Origin of the sequence: Sphingomonas lacunae (genome assembly GCF_012979535.1) — a bacterium.
GTDB lineage: Bacteria > Pseudomonadota > Alphaproteobacteria > Sphingomonadales > Sphingomonadaceae > Sphingopyxis > Sphingopyxis lacunae.
This window is the reverse complement of the sequence record NZ_CP053015.1, coordinates 2401838-2417462: the sequence shown is the minus strand read 5'-3', so window position 1 is coordinate 2417462 and position 15625 is coordinate 2401838. Positions and strand designations below refer to the sequence as shown.

The 15625-nt window shown below is 60.2% G+C and carries 17 protein-coding genes; 7 read left to right on the top strand and 10 right to left on the bottom strand.

Annotation, left to right across the window (positions count from 1 at the left end; all coding sequences use genetic code 11):
• The first annotated feature begins 30 nt into the window (after positions 1 to 30).
• From GV829_RS11620 to GV829_RS11605, 4 genes are all read left to right on the top strand, one after another.
• On the top strand, positions 31 to 2103 hold the full coding sequence (locus GV829_RS11620; protein ID WP_169946840.1) for an amidohydrolase family protein: 2073 nt from the start codon (positions 31 to 33) through the stop codon (positions 2101 to 2103).
• 63 nt (positions 2104 to 2166) lie between these two features.
• Positions 2167 to 2937 (top strand): acyl-CoA thioesterase, encoded by a 771-nt coding sequence (locus tag GV829_RS11615; RefSeq protein ID WP_169946838.1) that lies wholly within the window; start codon positions 2167 to 2169, stop codon positions 2935 to 2937.
• Positions 2934 to 3719, top strand: coding sequence for an SDR family NAD(P)-dependent oxidoreductase (locus tag GV829_RS11610; RefSeq protein ID WP_246202857.1), 786 nt, complete (start codon positions 2934 to 2936; stop codon positions 3717 to 3719). The genes GV829_RS11615 and GV829_RS11610 overlap by 4 nt, the downstream gene beginning before the upstream one ends.
• Before the next feature lie 48 nt (positions 3720 to 3767).
• Positions 3768 to 4790, top strand: coding sequence for an SDR family oxidoreductase (locus GV829_RS11605; protein ID WP_169946836.1), 1023 nt, complete (start codon positions 3768 to 3770; stop codon positions 4788 to 4790).
• A gap of 50 nt (positions 4791 to 4840) precedes the next feature.
• Here GV829_RS11605 and GV829_RS11600 read toward each other — a convergent pair whose 3' ends face one another.
• Complete coding sequence (locus GV829_RS11600) at positions 4841 to 6640, bottom strand: M2 family metallopeptidase (RefSeq protein WP_425505453.1); 1800 nt, start codon at positions 6638 to 6640, stop codon at positions 4841 to 4843.
• A 193-nt stretch (positions 6641 to 6833) separates the two neighbouring features.
• Positions 6834 to 7604, bottom strand: coding sequence for an alpha/beta fold hydrolase (locus GV829_RS11595; protein WP_169946832.1), 771 nt, complete (start codon positions 7602 to 7604; stop codon positions 6834 to 6836).
• A gap of 156 nt (positions 7605 to 7760) precedes the next feature.
• Here GV829_RS11595 and GV829_RS11590 point away from each other — a divergent pair, with 156 nt between their 5' ends.
• Genes GV829_RS11590 through GV829_RS11580 form a run of 3 tightly spaced genes read left to right on the top strand, consistent with a single transcriptional unit; the run spans position 7761 to position 10970 of the window.
• Positions 7761 to 8228, top strand: coding sequence for a MarR family winged helix-turn-helix transcriptional regulator (locus GV829_RS11590; RefSeq protein ID WP_169946830.1), 468 nt, complete (start codon positions 7761 to 7763; stop codon positions 8226 to 8228).
• Positions 8215 to 9384, top strand: a complete 1170-nt coding sequence (locus GV829_RS11585; protein ID WP_246202856.1) for an HlyD family secretion protein — start codon at positions 8215 to 8217, stop codon at positions 9382 to 9384. The genes GV829_RS11590 and GV829_RS11585 overlap by 14 nt, the downstream gene beginning before the upstream one ends.
• A gap of 2 nt (positions 9385 to 9386) precedes the next feature.
• Positions 9387 to 10970: a DHA2 family efflux MFS transporter permease subunit gene (locus GV829_RS11580; protein ID WP_169946828.1), complete on the top strand. Its 1584-nt coding sequence runs from the start codon at positions 9387 to 9389 to the stop codon at positions 10968 to 10970.
• On the opposite strand, the gene GV829_RS11575 is transcribed toward GV829_RS11580, so the two are convergent.
• The 8 genes from GV829_RS11575 to rimM form a co-directional block, all read right to left on the bottom strand.
• Positions 10960 to 11556 (bottom strand): DUF2238 domain-containing protein, encoded by a 597-nt coding sequence (locus GV829_RS11575; protein WP_246202854.1) that lies wholly within the window; start codon positions 11554 to 11556, stop codon positions 10960 to 10962. The genes GV829_RS11580 and GV829_RS11575 overlap by 11 nt on opposite strands.
• Positions 11557 to 11603: 47 nt before the next feature.
• Positions 11604 to 12629: an aspartate-semialdehyde dehydrogenase gene (locus GV829_RS11570; protein WP_169946826.1), complete on the bottom strand. Its 1026-nt coding sequence runs from the start codon at positions 12627 to 12629 to the stop codon at positions 11604 to 11606.
• Positions 12630 to 12781: 152 nt separating this feature from the next.
• A complete protein-coding gene (rplS, locus tag GV829_RS11565) occupies positions 12782 to 13159 on the bottom strand; it encodes a 50S ribosomal protein L19 (protein ID WP_169946824.1) in 378 nt (125 codons plus the stop codon).
• Entirely contained in the window at positions 13156 to 14016 is an 861-nt protein-coding gene (gene trmD, locus GV829_RS11560; RefSeq protein ID WP_169946823.1) for a tRNA (guanosine(37)-N1)-methyltransferase TrmD, read from the bottom strand. The genes rplS and trmD overlap by 4 nt, the downstream gene beginning before the upstream one ends.
• Positions 14013 to 14309 (bottom strand): hypothetical protein, encoded by a 297-nt coding sequence (locus GV829_RS11555; protein ID WP_169946821.1) that lies wholly within the window; start codon positions 14307 to 14309, stop codon positions 14013 to 14015. The genes trmD and GV829_RS11555 overlap by 4 nt, the downstream gene beginning before the upstream one ends.
• A 47-nt stretch (positions 14310 to 14356) precedes the next feature.
• Positions 14357 to 14734, bottom strand: a complete 378-nt coding sequence (locus GV829_RS11550; RefSeq protein ID WP_246202852.1) for a type II toxin-antitoxin system VapC family toxin — start codon at positions 14732 to 14734, stop codon at positions 14357 to 14359.
• Positions 14731 to 15027 carry an AbrB/MazE/SpoVT family DNA-binding domain-containing protein gene (locus GV829_RS11545; RefSeq protein WP_169946819.1) on the bottom strand — a complete coding sequence of 99 codons (297 nt, stop codon included), beginning with the start codon at positions 15025 to 15027 and terminating at the stop codon, positions 14731 to 14733. Before GV829_RS11545 ends, GV829_RS11550 begins: the two co-directional genes overlap by 4 nt.
• Before the next feature lie 78 nt (positions 15028 to 15105).
• Positions 15106 to 15618 carry a ribosome maturation factor RimM gene (gene rimM / locus GV829_RS11540; protein WP_169946817.1) on the bottom strand — a complete coding sequence of 171 codons (513 nt, stop codon included), beginning with the start codon at positions 15616 to 15618 and terminating at the stop codon, positions 15106 to 15108.
• Positions 15619 to 15625 lie beyond the last annotated feature (7 nt).

Below are 15625 nucleotides of genomic sequence, written 5' to 3'. Positions count from 1 at the left end.
GTCCGACTCCATTGGACCAAGGGGATTTTCATGCGCTTCACCCATGCAGCAGCCATGCTTCTTGCCGCCGTTTCGGTTCCCGCCATGGCGCATATAGATCAGCCGCCACCTGCCGCCGTAAGCGCAACTGACTCCGAAGTGCCCACTCCTGTTGATCAGCTTGCCGCCCCGCCCACGGATGCGGAGCCCTTCTTGCTGCTTTCGACCGCAGGACAGCACGGCACCGCTTTTCGCTGGCGCGACGCCAACGGCGACAACCTTTTTCGAGAATCCATGAACCTGCGCGGACAGGTTTTTGAGCAGGACACGCGCATAGCCGTCAATGCCAATGGCCACATCACCAGCTTGATCATCCGCGGTTTCACGCCAAACGGCAACGCCGCTGAAAGTTACAGCTTTGCCAATGGCAGAGCACGCTGGTCCAGCCCGGTTGACAGCGGGGAAAGCGCCGGTGACGGTGCTGCGGTCTATTCGAGCTTTGGCGGCCCATTTGTCGCCAGCGCTGACTTTGCTGAACGGTTGATAGCAGCGCCCGAACACAGGCTTGCCCTGTTACCAAGTGGTCAGGCACGGGCCGAACAGATTGCGACAGCAACCATCGGCCAGAACGAAATCCAGCTATGGGCGATCAGCGGCCTCGCGCTATCGGCTTTCCCCATCTGGATGGATGACGGAAAATTTTTCGCAATCACGTCCTGGATTTCATTGATGCCATCCGCAGCGGCAGGCGAAATGGCGCGTCTGCAACAGATCCAGGATGAGGCCATGGCCCGGCGCAATCCTGCCTTTGTCGAGCGTTTTGGCCAGCTGCCGTCTACTCCTGTCGCTTTTGAGAATGTTCGCCTCTTTGACAGTATTGAGGGCGCGTGGCGCGAGGATCAAACGGTGGTGGTCGACGGCCGATTGATCACTGCGACTGGCCCTGCAGCGAGCACTCCGGTTCCGGCCAATGCCCGCCGGATCGACGGGCGCGGCAAGACGCTGGTGCCCGGCTTGTGGGACGCGCACATGCACATGGGTGACGATGCCAGCGGACCGATGCTGCTCACGCTCGGCGTCACCAGTGCCCGGGATCCCGGCGCCGACGTGCAACCTGCACTGGCTCGGCAACAGCGCGTCGCGACCGGGCAATTGCTTAGCCCGACGGTTTTCACATCGGTCCTGATCGACGGCGCCGGCCCCTTAGCTGCTCAGGGCGGCGTCACGGTCACCTCCTCCGAGGAGGCGGCTAACGCCGTGCGCCAAGCGCATGACAATGGGTTCCGCGCAATCAAATTCTACACGTCAATGCAACCGGACTGGTTGCGTGCCGGCATCGCAGAGGCGCATCGTCTGGGCATGCATGTCCATGGCCATGTCCCGGCGACCATGCGCGCGATGGATGCGATTGATGCCGGTTATGACGAGATAACCCACATCAATTTCATAGCCATGCAGGCCATGCCGGACAGTGTGGTCAATGTGTCCAACGGCTTTGCCCGTTTTGAAGGACCGGGGCGTTACGCCCGGACGCTGGATCTGACGGCCCCGCCAATATCGACACTGATCACCCGCATGGCCAGCGAAGGCATCGTCAGCGATCCGACCCTGGTTGCCTTTGCGGGAATTCTAAACGCTGAATCCGGGCAGGTATCTGCCTCGTACGCCCCGTTCGTGGGCACCTTGCCACCACAAACCGAACGTGCGTTCCGCGCCGGTGGTTTCGCGCCCCCCGCCGATCTGACCCGCGCCGACTATCAGGCCAGCTTTGCCAAGCTGGTTGAACTGGTCGGACGGATGCAGGCCGCTGGCGTGCCCATCGTTGCCGGTACCGATGGAAGCGGGCTGGAACTGATCCATGAGCTGGAGCTGTATGTTCAAGCCGGTATGACGCCAGCCGAGGCGCTTCAGTCGGCAACCATCCGGCCTGCCCGGCTGGTTGGTGCAGACAATAGCACCGGCTCGATCACCGTCGGCAAGGAAGCCGATCTCGTTCTGGTCGATGGTGACCCCAGTCAACGCATCGGTGACCTGCGGCACACGCTCTGGGTAATGACCGATGGTCGCCTGATCGACGCCAACGCCCTGCGAGAGGCAGTAGGTTTCAGCGGCCCGCCGCGCTGATACAGCCACGGGATGACCAAGGATTTCCTTACTCTTCGACCCTCCGGCGATCAACGCTGGACGATGACAGTCACAGACGGGCTGGCCGCTGGACGAGGCGATCATCGCTTCCTGTTCGGCGGAGCCGGTCTCGCCTGCGCGGTGGAGGCCATGCAACATGCCAGCGGCCGACCCGCAATATGGGCCACCGCGCAATATCTGTCCTATGTTCGTCCAGGCAGCACAATTGATATTGCTGTCGATCTGGCAACTGTCGGACGTGCCATCACTCAGGCACGGGCAACCATCCGCCATGAAGGGCGGGAAATCATCACAGCGACCGCCGCGCTGGGTCAGCGGGATGGTCCGAGCGACCAGTGGGCCCGCCCCGCGGTAGCTCCGCCACCCGAGGACTGTTCCGAGATTGCGCATTGGAACACCGATGCCAGCATCGGCGGCCGTTTTGTGTTCAGGCCTGCCCATGGCTATTTTGGCTATGCTCCGACCGCCGGAAGGCAGGAGGATGGGCGGCTCCTGTTCTGGATGCGCCCAACAGAGGATGTGCCGATAAACCGTACCGTTTTGGCCGTCATGGCTGATTTTTTCACGCCTGGAATCCGCAATGCGACGGGCAAGGTTCTGGGTGGCAACAGTCTCGACAACACCATTCGCTATGGCTCGCTGGTGGCCACCGACTGGGTATTGTGCGAGGTATTTCTTGAAGCCATCGCCAATGGATTTACGCTCGGCACGATGCGCATCTTTGCGCGCGACGGAACGCTGATGGCATCCGCCAGCCAGTCGATGATCCTGCGAGACCGCAGCAACGCCGTGCAAAAGGACGTTACCCGATGATGCCACCCTATCGCCCTCTTGACCGTTCGATTGCCGGGCGCACCGCGATTGTGACTGGTGCAGCGTCTGGCATGGGCCGGGCCACAGCCCATCTGTTCGCGCGGGAAGGCGCCCAGGTTGCCGTCACCGATGTTTCACTGGATGCCTGCCAAGCGGTTGTTGATGAGCTGGCCGCTGACGGCATCACCTCTGCCCGCGCCTTTGCCCTCAATGTCGCCGACCATGACGCAATCAAAGCCACCGTTGCAGCCATTGCCGGCGCTTTTGGCGGCATCGACATCATCGTCAACAATGCGGGGATCTCTTGTTTCAGCGCCCTTGATGGCGATGCGTATGACGAGGACTGGGCCCGTGCCCTCACTGTCATGTTGACGGCGCATCAGCGCATGGTGCGCGCGGCCCTGCCCTGGTTGCGACAAAGCGATGCGGCGCGGATCGTCAACATTGCCTCGACCGAAGGGCTGGGCGCGACACCCGGCGACACACCCTATGTCGCTGCAAAAACCGGCGTGACCGGCCTCACCAGGGGACTGGCGGTCGACCTTGGCCCTGAAGGCATCACTGTCAACTGCATATGCCCAGGCCCAATTGATACAGGCATGACGGCCAAGGTCCCCGATGAGCACAAGATCATCTTTGCCAAGCGGCGAACGGCCCTCAAACGCTATGGACTGCCAGAGGAAGTCGCCAACATCACTCTCAGCCTCGTTCTCCCGGCTGCCAGCTACATTACGGGCGCTGTCATTCCGGTCGATGGTGGCCTGATGGCACGCAACGCCTGATCGACAGATTTCCTTCCCCCCAGTTGTATATCAAGAGAGGAACTACAGATGTCTGACCATCCCATCGCTCCCACCCGCCGGTCCTTGCTGGGAGCGGGCGCCGCGCTGGGAACACTTGCCACGGCATCCCTTTTCGAAGGGGCTGCTTCGGCGAGCACCCCGGCTCAAACAGCGGATCTTTCGGGCAAATCAGTTTTGATCACTGGTGCTTCCTCGGGCTTTGGTCGGCTGGCCGCCCTGCGCGCGGCTCGTTCGGGCGCAAAGACCATCGCCACCATGCGCAACCTTGATGGGGGACGCCGCAGCGAGGCGCGCGAACTCGCCGAAATTGCGGCAAGAGAACAGCTCGACCTTCATCTGGTCGAGCTTGATGTCAATGACGCCATGATGGTTCGCAGTGCGGTTGCCGAGGGCGAGCGTCTGGCCGGAGGTGCTCTTGATGCCTTGGTCAACAACGCTGGAATCGGCCTTTCCGGACCGGTCGAACTGACGGACGACCAGGGACTCGACCTCATTTTTGATACCAATGTGTTTGGCTATATGCGCACGGCCCGGGCGGCCCTGCCTGCCATGCGACGGGCAAGGCGTGGGCTCATTATCAATGTCTCATCGCAACTAGGGCGCGTCGTTATGCCTGGCGTTGGGGCCTATGCGGCAACCAAACATGCCGTTGAAGCAATGTTCGAGGCGATGGCCTATGAGCTGGCACCACATGGTGTAGAGGTCACTATTGTCCAGCCAGGCGGTTATCCGACCAACATCTGGCGGACAGGCGAGCGACTGTCAGATGAAATGGTTGCGCGCTCAGGTGAGGAACAGCGCGCCGCCTATGCAGAGTTTCTGGCTGCATCGCGCCGTCGCTTTGCCGGAGGCGGCACAACCGACCCCGACGATGTGGCCAAGGCGATTATCGAGATTATCGCCTTGCCACTGGGAAGACGCCCACTTCGCCGCCCGGTGCATCCCAACACCCGGGGAACAGACGCAATCAACGCCTGCGCGGCCCAGGTCCAGTCTGCCGCCCTTGGGAACGGACCTTTTGCCCCATGGCACGCAGCTGTTACCGACTGATTATGGCCGGGGAGGGGAAGCGGGCGCATCAGCCCGCTCCCCGCCCTTGCTTACCAGCCGCAAGCGCGGCCTTCATTCTGGGTCCGGAGCCAGTCAAGCAGTGGCTGGAAATAGGCCACCATTGACCGCCCCGACATTTCCCGGCTGCCGGTAAAGGCTTCCAGTGCGTCAGGCCATGGGCGGCTCGCGCCCATTTCCAGCATCGCGTTAAGTCGTGTTCCAACTTCGCGGTTGTTATAAAAGGAACAGCGATGCAGCGGCCCGGTCCAGCCAGCCTGCTGGCATGCGGCCTCGTAAAACTGGAACTGCAGGATCCGGGCGAGGAAATAGCGAGTATAGGGAACGCTCGCCGGTATGTGATACTTCGCCCCGGCGTCAAAGCCGTTGGCAGGCCGATCCCCGGGCGGCATGATACCTTGATATTGCAGGCGAAGCGCGTTCCAGGCCGCATTATAGCCATCAGGCCGGATCTGACCTGAGAAAATGCCCCAGCGATAGCGGTCAATCAGCAATCCGAATGGCAGGAAAGCCACCTTGTCCAGCGCTTGCCGTAGCAACAGGCCTACGTCGCGTTCCGGCCCCGGCACATTGAGCGGATCGAGCAGGCCAATCTGCACCAGATAATCGGGGGTCATTGACAGCGCCACCGTGTCTCCGATCGCTTCATGGAAGCCGTCATTGGCACCGTTAAGATAGAGAAAGCTCTGCCGGTTATAGGCCCGCTGGTAATAGTTGTGGCCCAGCTCATGATGGATGGTGACAAAGTCATCGCCATTCACCTTGATGCACATCTTGATCCGGATATCGTCGACATTGTCTATGTTCCAGGCAGATGCATGACAAATGACCTCCCGGTCGGCAGGCTTGAGGAACTGCGAACGATCCCAGAATGTCTGCGGCAGCGGTTCGAAACCGAGTGACGAGTAAAAGGCCTCACCCTGACGTACCATGCGCAGTGCGTCGAAATTGTTGCTGGTCAGCAGATCGGTGACATCATAGCCCAGTTCGCCGGCACCGACGGGCGCAACCACGTCATAGATGTTGCCCCATTCTTGCGCCCACATGTTGCCCAGAAGGTCGGCGCGGATCGGTCCTGCCGCCGGTTGCACTTCTTCGCCGTAACGCGCGTTGAGCCCCGCCCGGACAAAACAATGCAATTCGTCATAGAGCGGTTTGACTTCCTGCCACAACCGCTCAGTCAGCCCGGCAAACTCTGCCGGAGGCATGTCGTAATTGGACCGCCACAGCGCACCGACGTCCGCATAACCGAGCTCCCGCGCGCCACGGTTGGCGATCTCGACCATCCGCGCATAATCATCATGCATCGGTGCGCCAACATTGTCGTGCCAACTGGTCCACATCTCCTCCAGCTCTGCCGGATTACGATTGGTTCCCATTTCAGCCTCAATATCGGAACCGTTGATTGGTTGGCCACGCAACGTTCCACGACCTGCGCCATAGGCCGATTGCATCCGCGTTACCACAGACGCAAGCTGATCAGCCGCCCCATCGGTAGTCGGTGCGGGCAAGGTTATGCCGGTGCGTAGCATGTTGAGCTTGCGCACGGTTTCCTGCTGCAATCCCGGCACTGTTGCAAAGCGCGCCGCTTCCAGCGCCAGCCTGACCGAAAGCTCGGTGCCTTCCGCGCCCGCCGCAGCCGTCATCGCCTCGGTGTCCGGGGTGATATAGGTTTCATAAACCCAGGCCACACGCTGGGCCCGGTTGCTGTACTCAAGCAATTGGCGCTCTGCTTCGATAACAAATCGTTCCGCCTCTGCCGCAGTCGGTGCGGCATTGGTCCGCGCGGTGGCTGGTGCAGGCTGGAAAACAGCTGCACTGGCCACTGCCATTGGCCGATCGCCTCCCCCTTCCAGTTCCTCGGCCTGGGCAACCGAGGCGACGGCCAAGGGTGAAACGGCAATCGACAGCGCCCAGATGGCCCGCGGCAAGCGACTCTTCATTGACTGCATCCTCACAAAAAATTCCTGTTGGCGATCAGAGTGAAACCGTGACTGGCGGGGGTCAAGCCGCGAAAGGCGATGATCAGGATGGGGGCCCCAGAAAAGCGGCCATCGCCTCCCCCAAAGCCGGTTCGGTGACCGAACTCATATGCGTTCCGGGAATGGTGGCCAGCTTCGCGTCCGGCAATGCCGCAACCAGTTCGCATGGCGATCCATTGTCCTCATCATCTGCCCCGCATACCACCAGCGTCGGCATTGAAATCGCTTTGAGCGCTTGCGGACTAGTATCGGCAAATGTGCCCAGCAACAGGCGCGCGGCCACCAGATCAACCTTCATCGTCTTCATGAACTGGATTGCCATCCACACATCGTCACCGCGCCTGGCGGTGGCGTAGGCGTCAATGGCCCGGAGGAAAAAATCCCGGCGACCGCTCCACCCGGCAAGGCCAGCCAGTCCCATACCGCCAAGGATCACCCGGTCGGGGCGCAGCCCGCCGACCACCGCACGCACCGTTGTTCTTGCTCCCAGCGAAAATCCACCAAGATCAAATTCGGAGAGCCCAAGGTGGGCGATCAATTCTTCACAATCACGCGCCAGGACATCGTCAGGATAACATGCGGGATCGTGGGGGGCCGAACTCTCGCCATGCGCCCTGAGATCGGCCATAATGACCCGATACCCCTGTTCAACAATCCGCGCCGCTGTGCCAAAGCGGATCCAGTTGACGTTGGCATTTGAAAACAGGCCATGCAGCAAAATCACCGGTCGCCCTCGGCCCATCTCGTGCCAGACCAGCGCACAGCCGTCCGAGGCACGAAAGCTGCCCTTACTGATCCTGTGTGCCTCTGACATAGCGTCTGCTTTCTCCCCTTTCGCGGAACCCAGATCCGTGAGCTTTCTTGGCATAGCACGTCCGGCAGGAACAGGCACAGTTGCCGGCTTGCATCGGTTTTGAATCGCGCCCACTGAGCATTGATTATTATAAGCACTGCTATTATAGTCAGTGTTATGAGCGAACCTATAACCTTTCTCATGGCCGATGCTTCGCGCCTTTTCCGCAGGGCCTTTGACGCCGAGGCCCGATCCATTGGCATTACCGGTCAACAGTGGCGCGTTCTCGCAGCGCTTGCCAGACATCCGGGTATCAAACAGGGTCAAGCTGCAGACTTGATGGAGGTCGAACCCATCACCCTTTCCCGGATGATCGACCGGTTGCAGGAATCGGGAATGGTCGAACGTCGGGCTGACCCAGCCGATCGTCGGGCCTGGTGTCTCTATCTCACAGATCAGGCCATTCCCTTGGTCGAAGACATGCGCGCCATAGCCAATCGTCTGCTTGAAGTGGCCCTGGAGGGATTCACGACAACTGAGCTGGCCAGTTTTGCGGACTTTGTTGACCGGTTCCGCAACAATGTCGCCTCCAGACAGATTGATAATGATGACCGCAAGAGTGAGGCAACCCATGCCACCGCTTGAACAGGACAACCGCCAAGGATTCTCGTCCCCGGAAACCGACGACATGCGGCCGTCAGAACCGGCGCCCCAGCACACTGCATCGGCGGTGCCGCCGGTTGCCGATTTAGCAAAGCCATCTATCGAGGCTGAAGCAGAAGGAGACTCTGCCATCGGTGGCAAACTAAGGCGCTATGGCCTGATGCTCAGCGTGCCTCTGCTTCTGGCGCTTGCTGGTGGCTATCTGTGGCTGACCAGCGGCCGATCAGTTTCCACCGACAACGCCTATGTTGCCCAGAACAAGGTCTCGGTCAGCAGCGAGATCGGTGGAGTGATCGTGGAAGTGGCTGTCCGTGAAAATCAGCAGGTCAAGGCCGGAGACCTGTTGTTCCGCATCGATCCGGAGCCCCATCGGATCGCGATTGCCGAGGCCAATGCCGACATTGCGAGTGCGCAGGCCAATGTCACCACCCTGCAACTGACCGCTGACACCATGGGAGCAGATATCGAAACGGCGAGACGTGCCCTCACCTTTGCCCAGACCAATTTGGCGCGTGAACAGGCTTTGATGGCACGCGGATTCAATACCCGTGCCCGAATCGACGCTGCCGAGAATGCAGTGAACGAGGCTAGAGGGCGGCTTGCCGACGCACAGGCGGCACAGGCAAGGGCAATGGCGCAATTGGCAACGGGTTCCATCGCGCCCGGGGTCAATCCCGGCATTCTGTCTGCCGAAGTCCGCCGCGACCAAGCCATGCTGCAATTGCGGAGAACCGAAGTCAGGGCGCCTACTTCAGGTGTGATCAGCCAGGCCGAACGCCTGCACGTTGGCCAGATGATCGTTGCCGGACTGCCCGCCGTCAGCATCGTGGCTAACGGGCAAAGCTGGGTTGAAGCCAACTTCAAGGAGACCGATCTGGACAGGATGCGCGTCGGCCAGCGCGCCACCATTGAATTTGACGCCTACCCAAACCTTTCCCTCACTGGTCATGTCGAAAGTATCGGTGCCGGCACCGGCAGTGAGTTCTCGGTACTTCCCGCCCAGAATGCCACGGGCAACTGGGTAAAGGTGACCCAGCGTGTGCCGGTACGGATTGCCATTGATCAACGGTCCTCGCGCCCGCTGATCGCCGGGCTTTCAGCCCATGTGACTGTCCATTTTGACAATCAGAATCGCTGACGATGGCATCGGTTGCGGGCCAGCCTGAACGGAACACCGTTCCCGCGGCGGCAGTGCCCGATACCGATGTTGCGGCCTTGCCGGTCAAGCATCGCGGTCTGTTGATGGTGGCCGTGATGGGCGCCTCGATCATCCAGTTTCTCGATTCCACGATCGCCAATGTCGCGATTCCGCACATGCAAACCAGCCTTGGGGCCACGTCGGAATCGGTCACCTGGGTGCTTACCAGCTTCATCATAGCCTCGGCTGTCGCGACACCGATAACCGGCTGGCTTTCCGACCGCGTCGGCTCCCGCAATCTCTTTCTCTGGGCAGTGTTTGGTTTCCTGGTCGCTTCGATGCTTTGCGGCATTGCCCAAAACCTCACGGAAATGGTGCTGTTCCGTATATTCCAGGGTGTCTGCGCCGCCTTCATCGGCCCGATCAGCCAGACCATCATGCTCGACATCAATCGGCCGTCACAACAGGCAAAGGCCATGGCCATTTGGGGCATGGGCGTCATGATTGGCCCGATCAGCGGACCGATGATTGGCGGATGGTTGACCGAAAGCTATAGCTGGCGATGGGTGTTCTACATCAATATACCCATCGGCATTCCAACACTGCTGATGTTGTGGTGGCTGTTGCCGTCGCGTCCTATCACGCGCCGCAGGCTGGATTATGTCGGCTATCTGCTTTTTGCCATTGGCCTTGCCTCGCTTCAGTTGATGCTCGACCGCGGTCAAACCGAAGACTGGCTGGAATCAACCGAAGTCATTGTCGAACTGTTCATCGCGGTAGCGGCGTTGTGGATGTTTGGCGTGTATCTGTTCACCGCCAAAAATCCCATATTTCCTCGCGGTCTTGTCACGAACACCAATTTTCTGACCGCCCTCGTCTACATGCTCATCATGGGCATGGTGATGATAGCGATATCCGCCCTGCTGCCCCCGATGCTGCAGGGGATCTACGGTTATAGTGTGCTCGACACGGGCCTGATCCTCGCGCCACGCGGTGTTGGTGTGCTGATTTCAATGTTCATTGCCTCTCGCCTCGTCACGGTCATCGGCCCGCGCTGGTTGATCGCCATCGGCTTCGCCATTTGCGCATACTCGCTGTGGATGTCGACCGGCTGGACCATAGAAATGGGGTGGGAGCCCTTTGTCATTGTCGGCCTTATACAAGGGCTGGGAACAGGTCTGTGCTTTATGCCGCTCAACGTCATCGCCTTCGCGACTCTGCCGCCGGCCTATCGCACCGACGGCGCCGGCCTGCTCAACCTGTTCCGGTCGATCGGCGCCAGCGCCTCAATCTCGCTCATCACCACCCTGCTCTACCGCAACATGCAGCAAAGCCATGCCGACATTGGCACCGCCCTCACACCGTTCAACACGCCGGGCGTTGACCTGTCGAGCATCGATCGGTTGGGCCCTGTCGGGGATGGTGCATTGACCGCACTCAATGCCATGGTGACACAGCAAGCGGCGATGATCGCCTATCTCGATGATTTCTGGTTGCTGACTTGGCTGGTGGCCCTGTGTGTCCCGCTGATTTTCCTCGCCAAGGAGCCCAAAATGATCGGCAAGCCCCCGCCGATCAGTGACTAAGGACCGGGCGGTTCCATCTCAATCCCGCAGCGACCAGCAATGAACCAGCCAATGCGAGCGCCATGTCCTTGTGTGCATCCCAAGGGTCACCCTGTTGCCCATTATAGTCCTCTGCAAGGTCTGCTGGCACCGCAAGGGCGAGCAGCCCCTCGAATAATTCATAAACCGCGCTTGCGGACAGCAGGGTAACGACCGTTGCGACACATCGAACCCTGCTTGACAGCCCCGGCAAGACCGGACGCAGCCATTCCATCACGGGCATCATCATCAATCCGCCAAAGGCAAAGTGTACGAGGCGGTCATAGTGATTGCGCGTCCAACCGAACAAATGTGAGGAATCAGTACCAACCAAGGTCCTGAACCATGCGTCATAGGGAACGCTGCTATAGGTCCATCGTGCACCAAAGCTGTGCAGTGCGAAAAAGCCCAACAGGCAAACCAGTGCCACATTGCCGAGCGGCCAGCGTCGCAGCCACCACGGTGCGCAGAGAATCACAGCAACCGTCGGGACATGATGCAAAGGCGCCACGCTCGGGAATGGCTGCCGAATATTGACGAGCATAACCAGCAGGGCCAAAATCGCCAAGGCAGTCAATTGAAAGCGCGAAAGGCCAAGCGCGGACACCCCCCTTCTCAGCCCTTTTTCAGATGTCGCCGCCCGAGCAGTTCAGCGATCTGGACGGCGTTCAATGCCGCGCCCTTGCGCAGATTGTCGCTGACGCACCACAGCGCCAGACCATTGTCCACCGTCGGGTCCTCACGCACGCGACTGACATAGGTCGCGTCATCGCCTGCCGCTTCGATCGGCGTTGCGTAACCGCCATCCTCACGCTTGTCGACGAGCATGATGCCCGGTGCTTCGCGCAGGATCGCCTGCGCTTCCTCGGCCCCCAGTTCGCGCTCCATTTCGATGTTGATCGATTCCGAGTGGCCGACAAACACCGGCACGCGCACGCAGGTGGCATGCACCTTGATCTTGGGATCGAGGATCTTCTTGGTCTCGACCACCATCTTCCATTCTTCCTTGGTCGAGCCGTCGTCGAGGAAGCTGTCGATGTGCGGGATGACGTTGAAGGCGATCTGCTTGGTGAACTTGCTGACGTCCTTTTCGTCGCCAACGAAAATCTGCCGTGTCTGGTTGAACAGCTCATCCATGCCCGCCTTGCCGGCGCCTGACACCGATTGGTAGGTCGAGACCACAACGCGCTTGATTGTCGCAGCATCATGCAGCGGCTTGAGCGCCACCACCATCTGCGCGGTCGAGCAGTTGGGGTTGGCGATGATGTTGCGCCGGGTATAGCCATCAATGGCATCCGGGTTCACTTCCGGCACGATCAGCGGCACATCCGGATCCATGCGGTACAGGGAGCTGTTGTCGATTACCACGCAGCCAGCCAGCGCAAATTTGGGCGCATAAATCTTGGTCGCTTCCGAACCGATGGCGAACAGGGCGATGTCCCAGCCGGTGGGATCGAAATGCTCGATGTTCTGTACCTTCACCGTCTTGCCGGTGTCGGCCAAATCGATCACCTCACCCACCGAACGGGACGAGGCCAGTGCCGCCAGTTCATCTATCGGGAAGGCCCGCTCGGCGAGGATATTGATCATCTCGCGGCCGACATTGCCGGTGGCGCCTGCAACTGCAACCCGATAACCCATGGCGAAATTCCCTGCTTGTGCGACCGTTCAGGCGGTCGGCAATGGCAAATGGTTATATGGCAAAAGGACCGGTCGCCCCTTGGAGCAACCGGTCCCTTTCACAAAAGCGTTTCTGCTGTTGTCCGGACAAGCACAGCTTGCCCGACCGGCGCTTATTCAGCGTCCTGACGATTGTCGCGACGTTCAGCGATACGCGCCGACTTGCCGCGGCGACCGCGCAAATAATAGAGTTTGGCGCGACGCACGGCGCCCTTGCGGACGACGGTGATGCTGTCGATGTTCGGGCTGTACAGCGGGAACACGCGTTCCACGCCTTCGCCGAACGAAATCTTGCGAACGGTGAAGTTCGAACCGATGCTCTTGTTCGAGCGGGCGATGCAGACGCCTTCATAGTTCTGCACGCGGGTGCGCTCACCTTCAACGACCTTCACGCCGACGCGCAGCGTGTCACCCGGACGGAAATCGGGAATGGTCTTGCCTTCCATCGCCTTGGCGACTTCTTCGGCCTCGATCTGTTGCAGGAGGTTCATGCCTCTTCCTCTGTCTCACGCCGCGCGCCAGAGGCAGACTGGTCCCGAGCGCCGACATGGCGCTCCCAAAGGTCCGGTCTGCGTAACCGTGTGTCCATCTCCGCCCTTTGTTTCCGCCAGGCGGCGATCTTCGCATGATCCCCCGATCGCAGCACTTCAGGGATCGTGCGCCCTTCCCATTCTTGGGGTCGGGTATAGTGGGGATATTCGAGGAGACCGTTTTCAAACGACTCCTCATCCCCGCTAGAAGCCGCGCCCATTACGCCGGGAAGCAGCCGAATGCAAGCATCAAGCAGCATCAGCGCGCCCATCTCCCCGCCGGAAAGGATAATGTCGCCCATGCTGACCTGCTCGATCGCGGGCCGCCCCTCGAATAGCCGCTCGTCAAACCCCTCAAACCGCCCGCAGAGGATGATCACTCCGGGGCCAGCGGCCAACTCGCGGATGCGCTGCTGCGTGATGGGTTTGCCACGCGGCGTCATGGCGAGAACGGGGAGGGGCTGATTCTCCCCGTCCCCAGAATCCGTTCGTCCTGAGCTTGTCGAAGGACCGCTCTTGCTCTCTTCGGTTTCAGATAAGGACCACCCTTCGACGGGCTCAAGACAAACGGACCGGTCTACGTTGCGCACCACCCCGTCCAGCGCCGCCGCCAGCACATCAGCGCGCAATACCATCCCCGCCCCGCCACCCGCCGGAGTGTCATCCACCGTGCGATGCTTATCAGTGGCAAAGTCGCGAATGTTGGTCGCGGCGCAGGACCACAGCCCCCGCTCCAGCGCGCGCCCTGCCATGCTGTGCCCCAAGGGCCCCGGAAACATGTCCGGGTACAGGGTGAGGATGTGGGTGATGAAGGTCATAGCGCTTTACGTCGACTGCCTACCACAGCAGCAAACCAGATGCTCGGAAATGTCGCCAATGTCATTAGAATTGGAAGCACGTGACGATCCGTCGTTCCGCAATGATCAACACTTGGAAACAGCGCATCATAGATGAGTGCCGCCAACAGCGTGGCGGCAAAGGGAAATGCGATCGAAAGCATCAAGATCAACCAAGACTGCGCACTGATCAATCCGCCGCCGCGAACTCGAGATCCAGCCCAGCGTCCATAGCCGAAACCCACTACCAGCGCAGCGAAGACGGCCATGGCCATATAGAGCCAAAAGGTCGCGTTATCCGGGTCGCAAAGTGGTGACAGCATTAAACAGCCCAATTCTCAACCACCAACCCCGGCACATCAGCAAGGTCGGCTTCATTGGTGGTCACGACAATCGCCCCGAGGCTCAGCGCATGGGCGGCCAGCAACCGGTCAAAGTGCGCATGTTTGAACGGAAGCCTTGCATATACCCGAGCGGCAGCCTCATCAAAGGGAAGGATCGGCACCGCCTCGACAAAGGCATCAAGAACCTCGGGCGGAGGCGGTCGCTGATTTTGAGTCCCCAGCGCCACTTCCGAGAAGCTGACCGCCGACATGACGATGTCCCCCGGAGACAATCCAGCGATGCGTTGGCTGATCGCGCACGACGCATCAATCATGGCATAAATGGCGCAATTTGCATCAAGCATGTAACGGATCACGGCTGACGTCGCTCTTTCGCCTTTTGCGCCTCTGCCTCACGGGCCGCGACAGTAGTCGGTCGTTCCTCAAATTCACGCAATTCAGCAGGAATTGGCTTCAGCCATGGTGCCTTTCCGGCAAAGCCGCTGATGTCGATCTTCCGCTGGGACCGGTCCTCAGGCTCGACGACGAATCCCGTGGCCTGCTCGCGCAACACCATGATCGATCCCTCCTTGAGCCCCAGATCCTTGGGCAACCGCAACGCCAACGAATTGCCAGACTTGAACACCTTGGCGCGATATTCCTTGCCCATGCCGCCCTCCGTATATACGTTCTGTATATACAATTGCGGTAGCAGGGTCAAACAGCCAGGCTGCTTAGCGGGGATCGGCTATTCCGGCTCGACAAATTCATCTGCGATCACCAGCCGTTCGTCATTCCATTCCGGCACAGCCTGGACAGTCATCGGCACCATGAAGCGCTTCCCCGCCTTGCCATCAATCTGCGGTCGGCGTTGGATATCGAGAATGTCCGCGGCGCCGAAATTGTCCACCTGCACCACTTCGCCGAGCACTGTGCCATCCGTAGCGACAGCTGGCAGTCCGATCAGGTCGTGGTGATAATATTCGCCCTCAGCCAGGGGAGGCAGGGCGCTGCGCGGGATGGTGAGTTCGGTTCCCCGGGCCTTTTCAGCCGCGCTGCGATCGGCGATTTCCTTGAACCGGGCAATCGCCCCGCCCTTGTCGGGACGGATGGATGACAGGACAAGGGTGCCGCCGTTGAAGCTCTTGTAGCGCTTCAATGCGTCGGCGCCCTCGCCGAACAGTTTCAGCCGCACCTCGCCGCCCAGGGCATGCGCGCCGGTAATCACGGCGAGCATCACCGGGCGGTCGGGGTTGCGCATGGCGAGG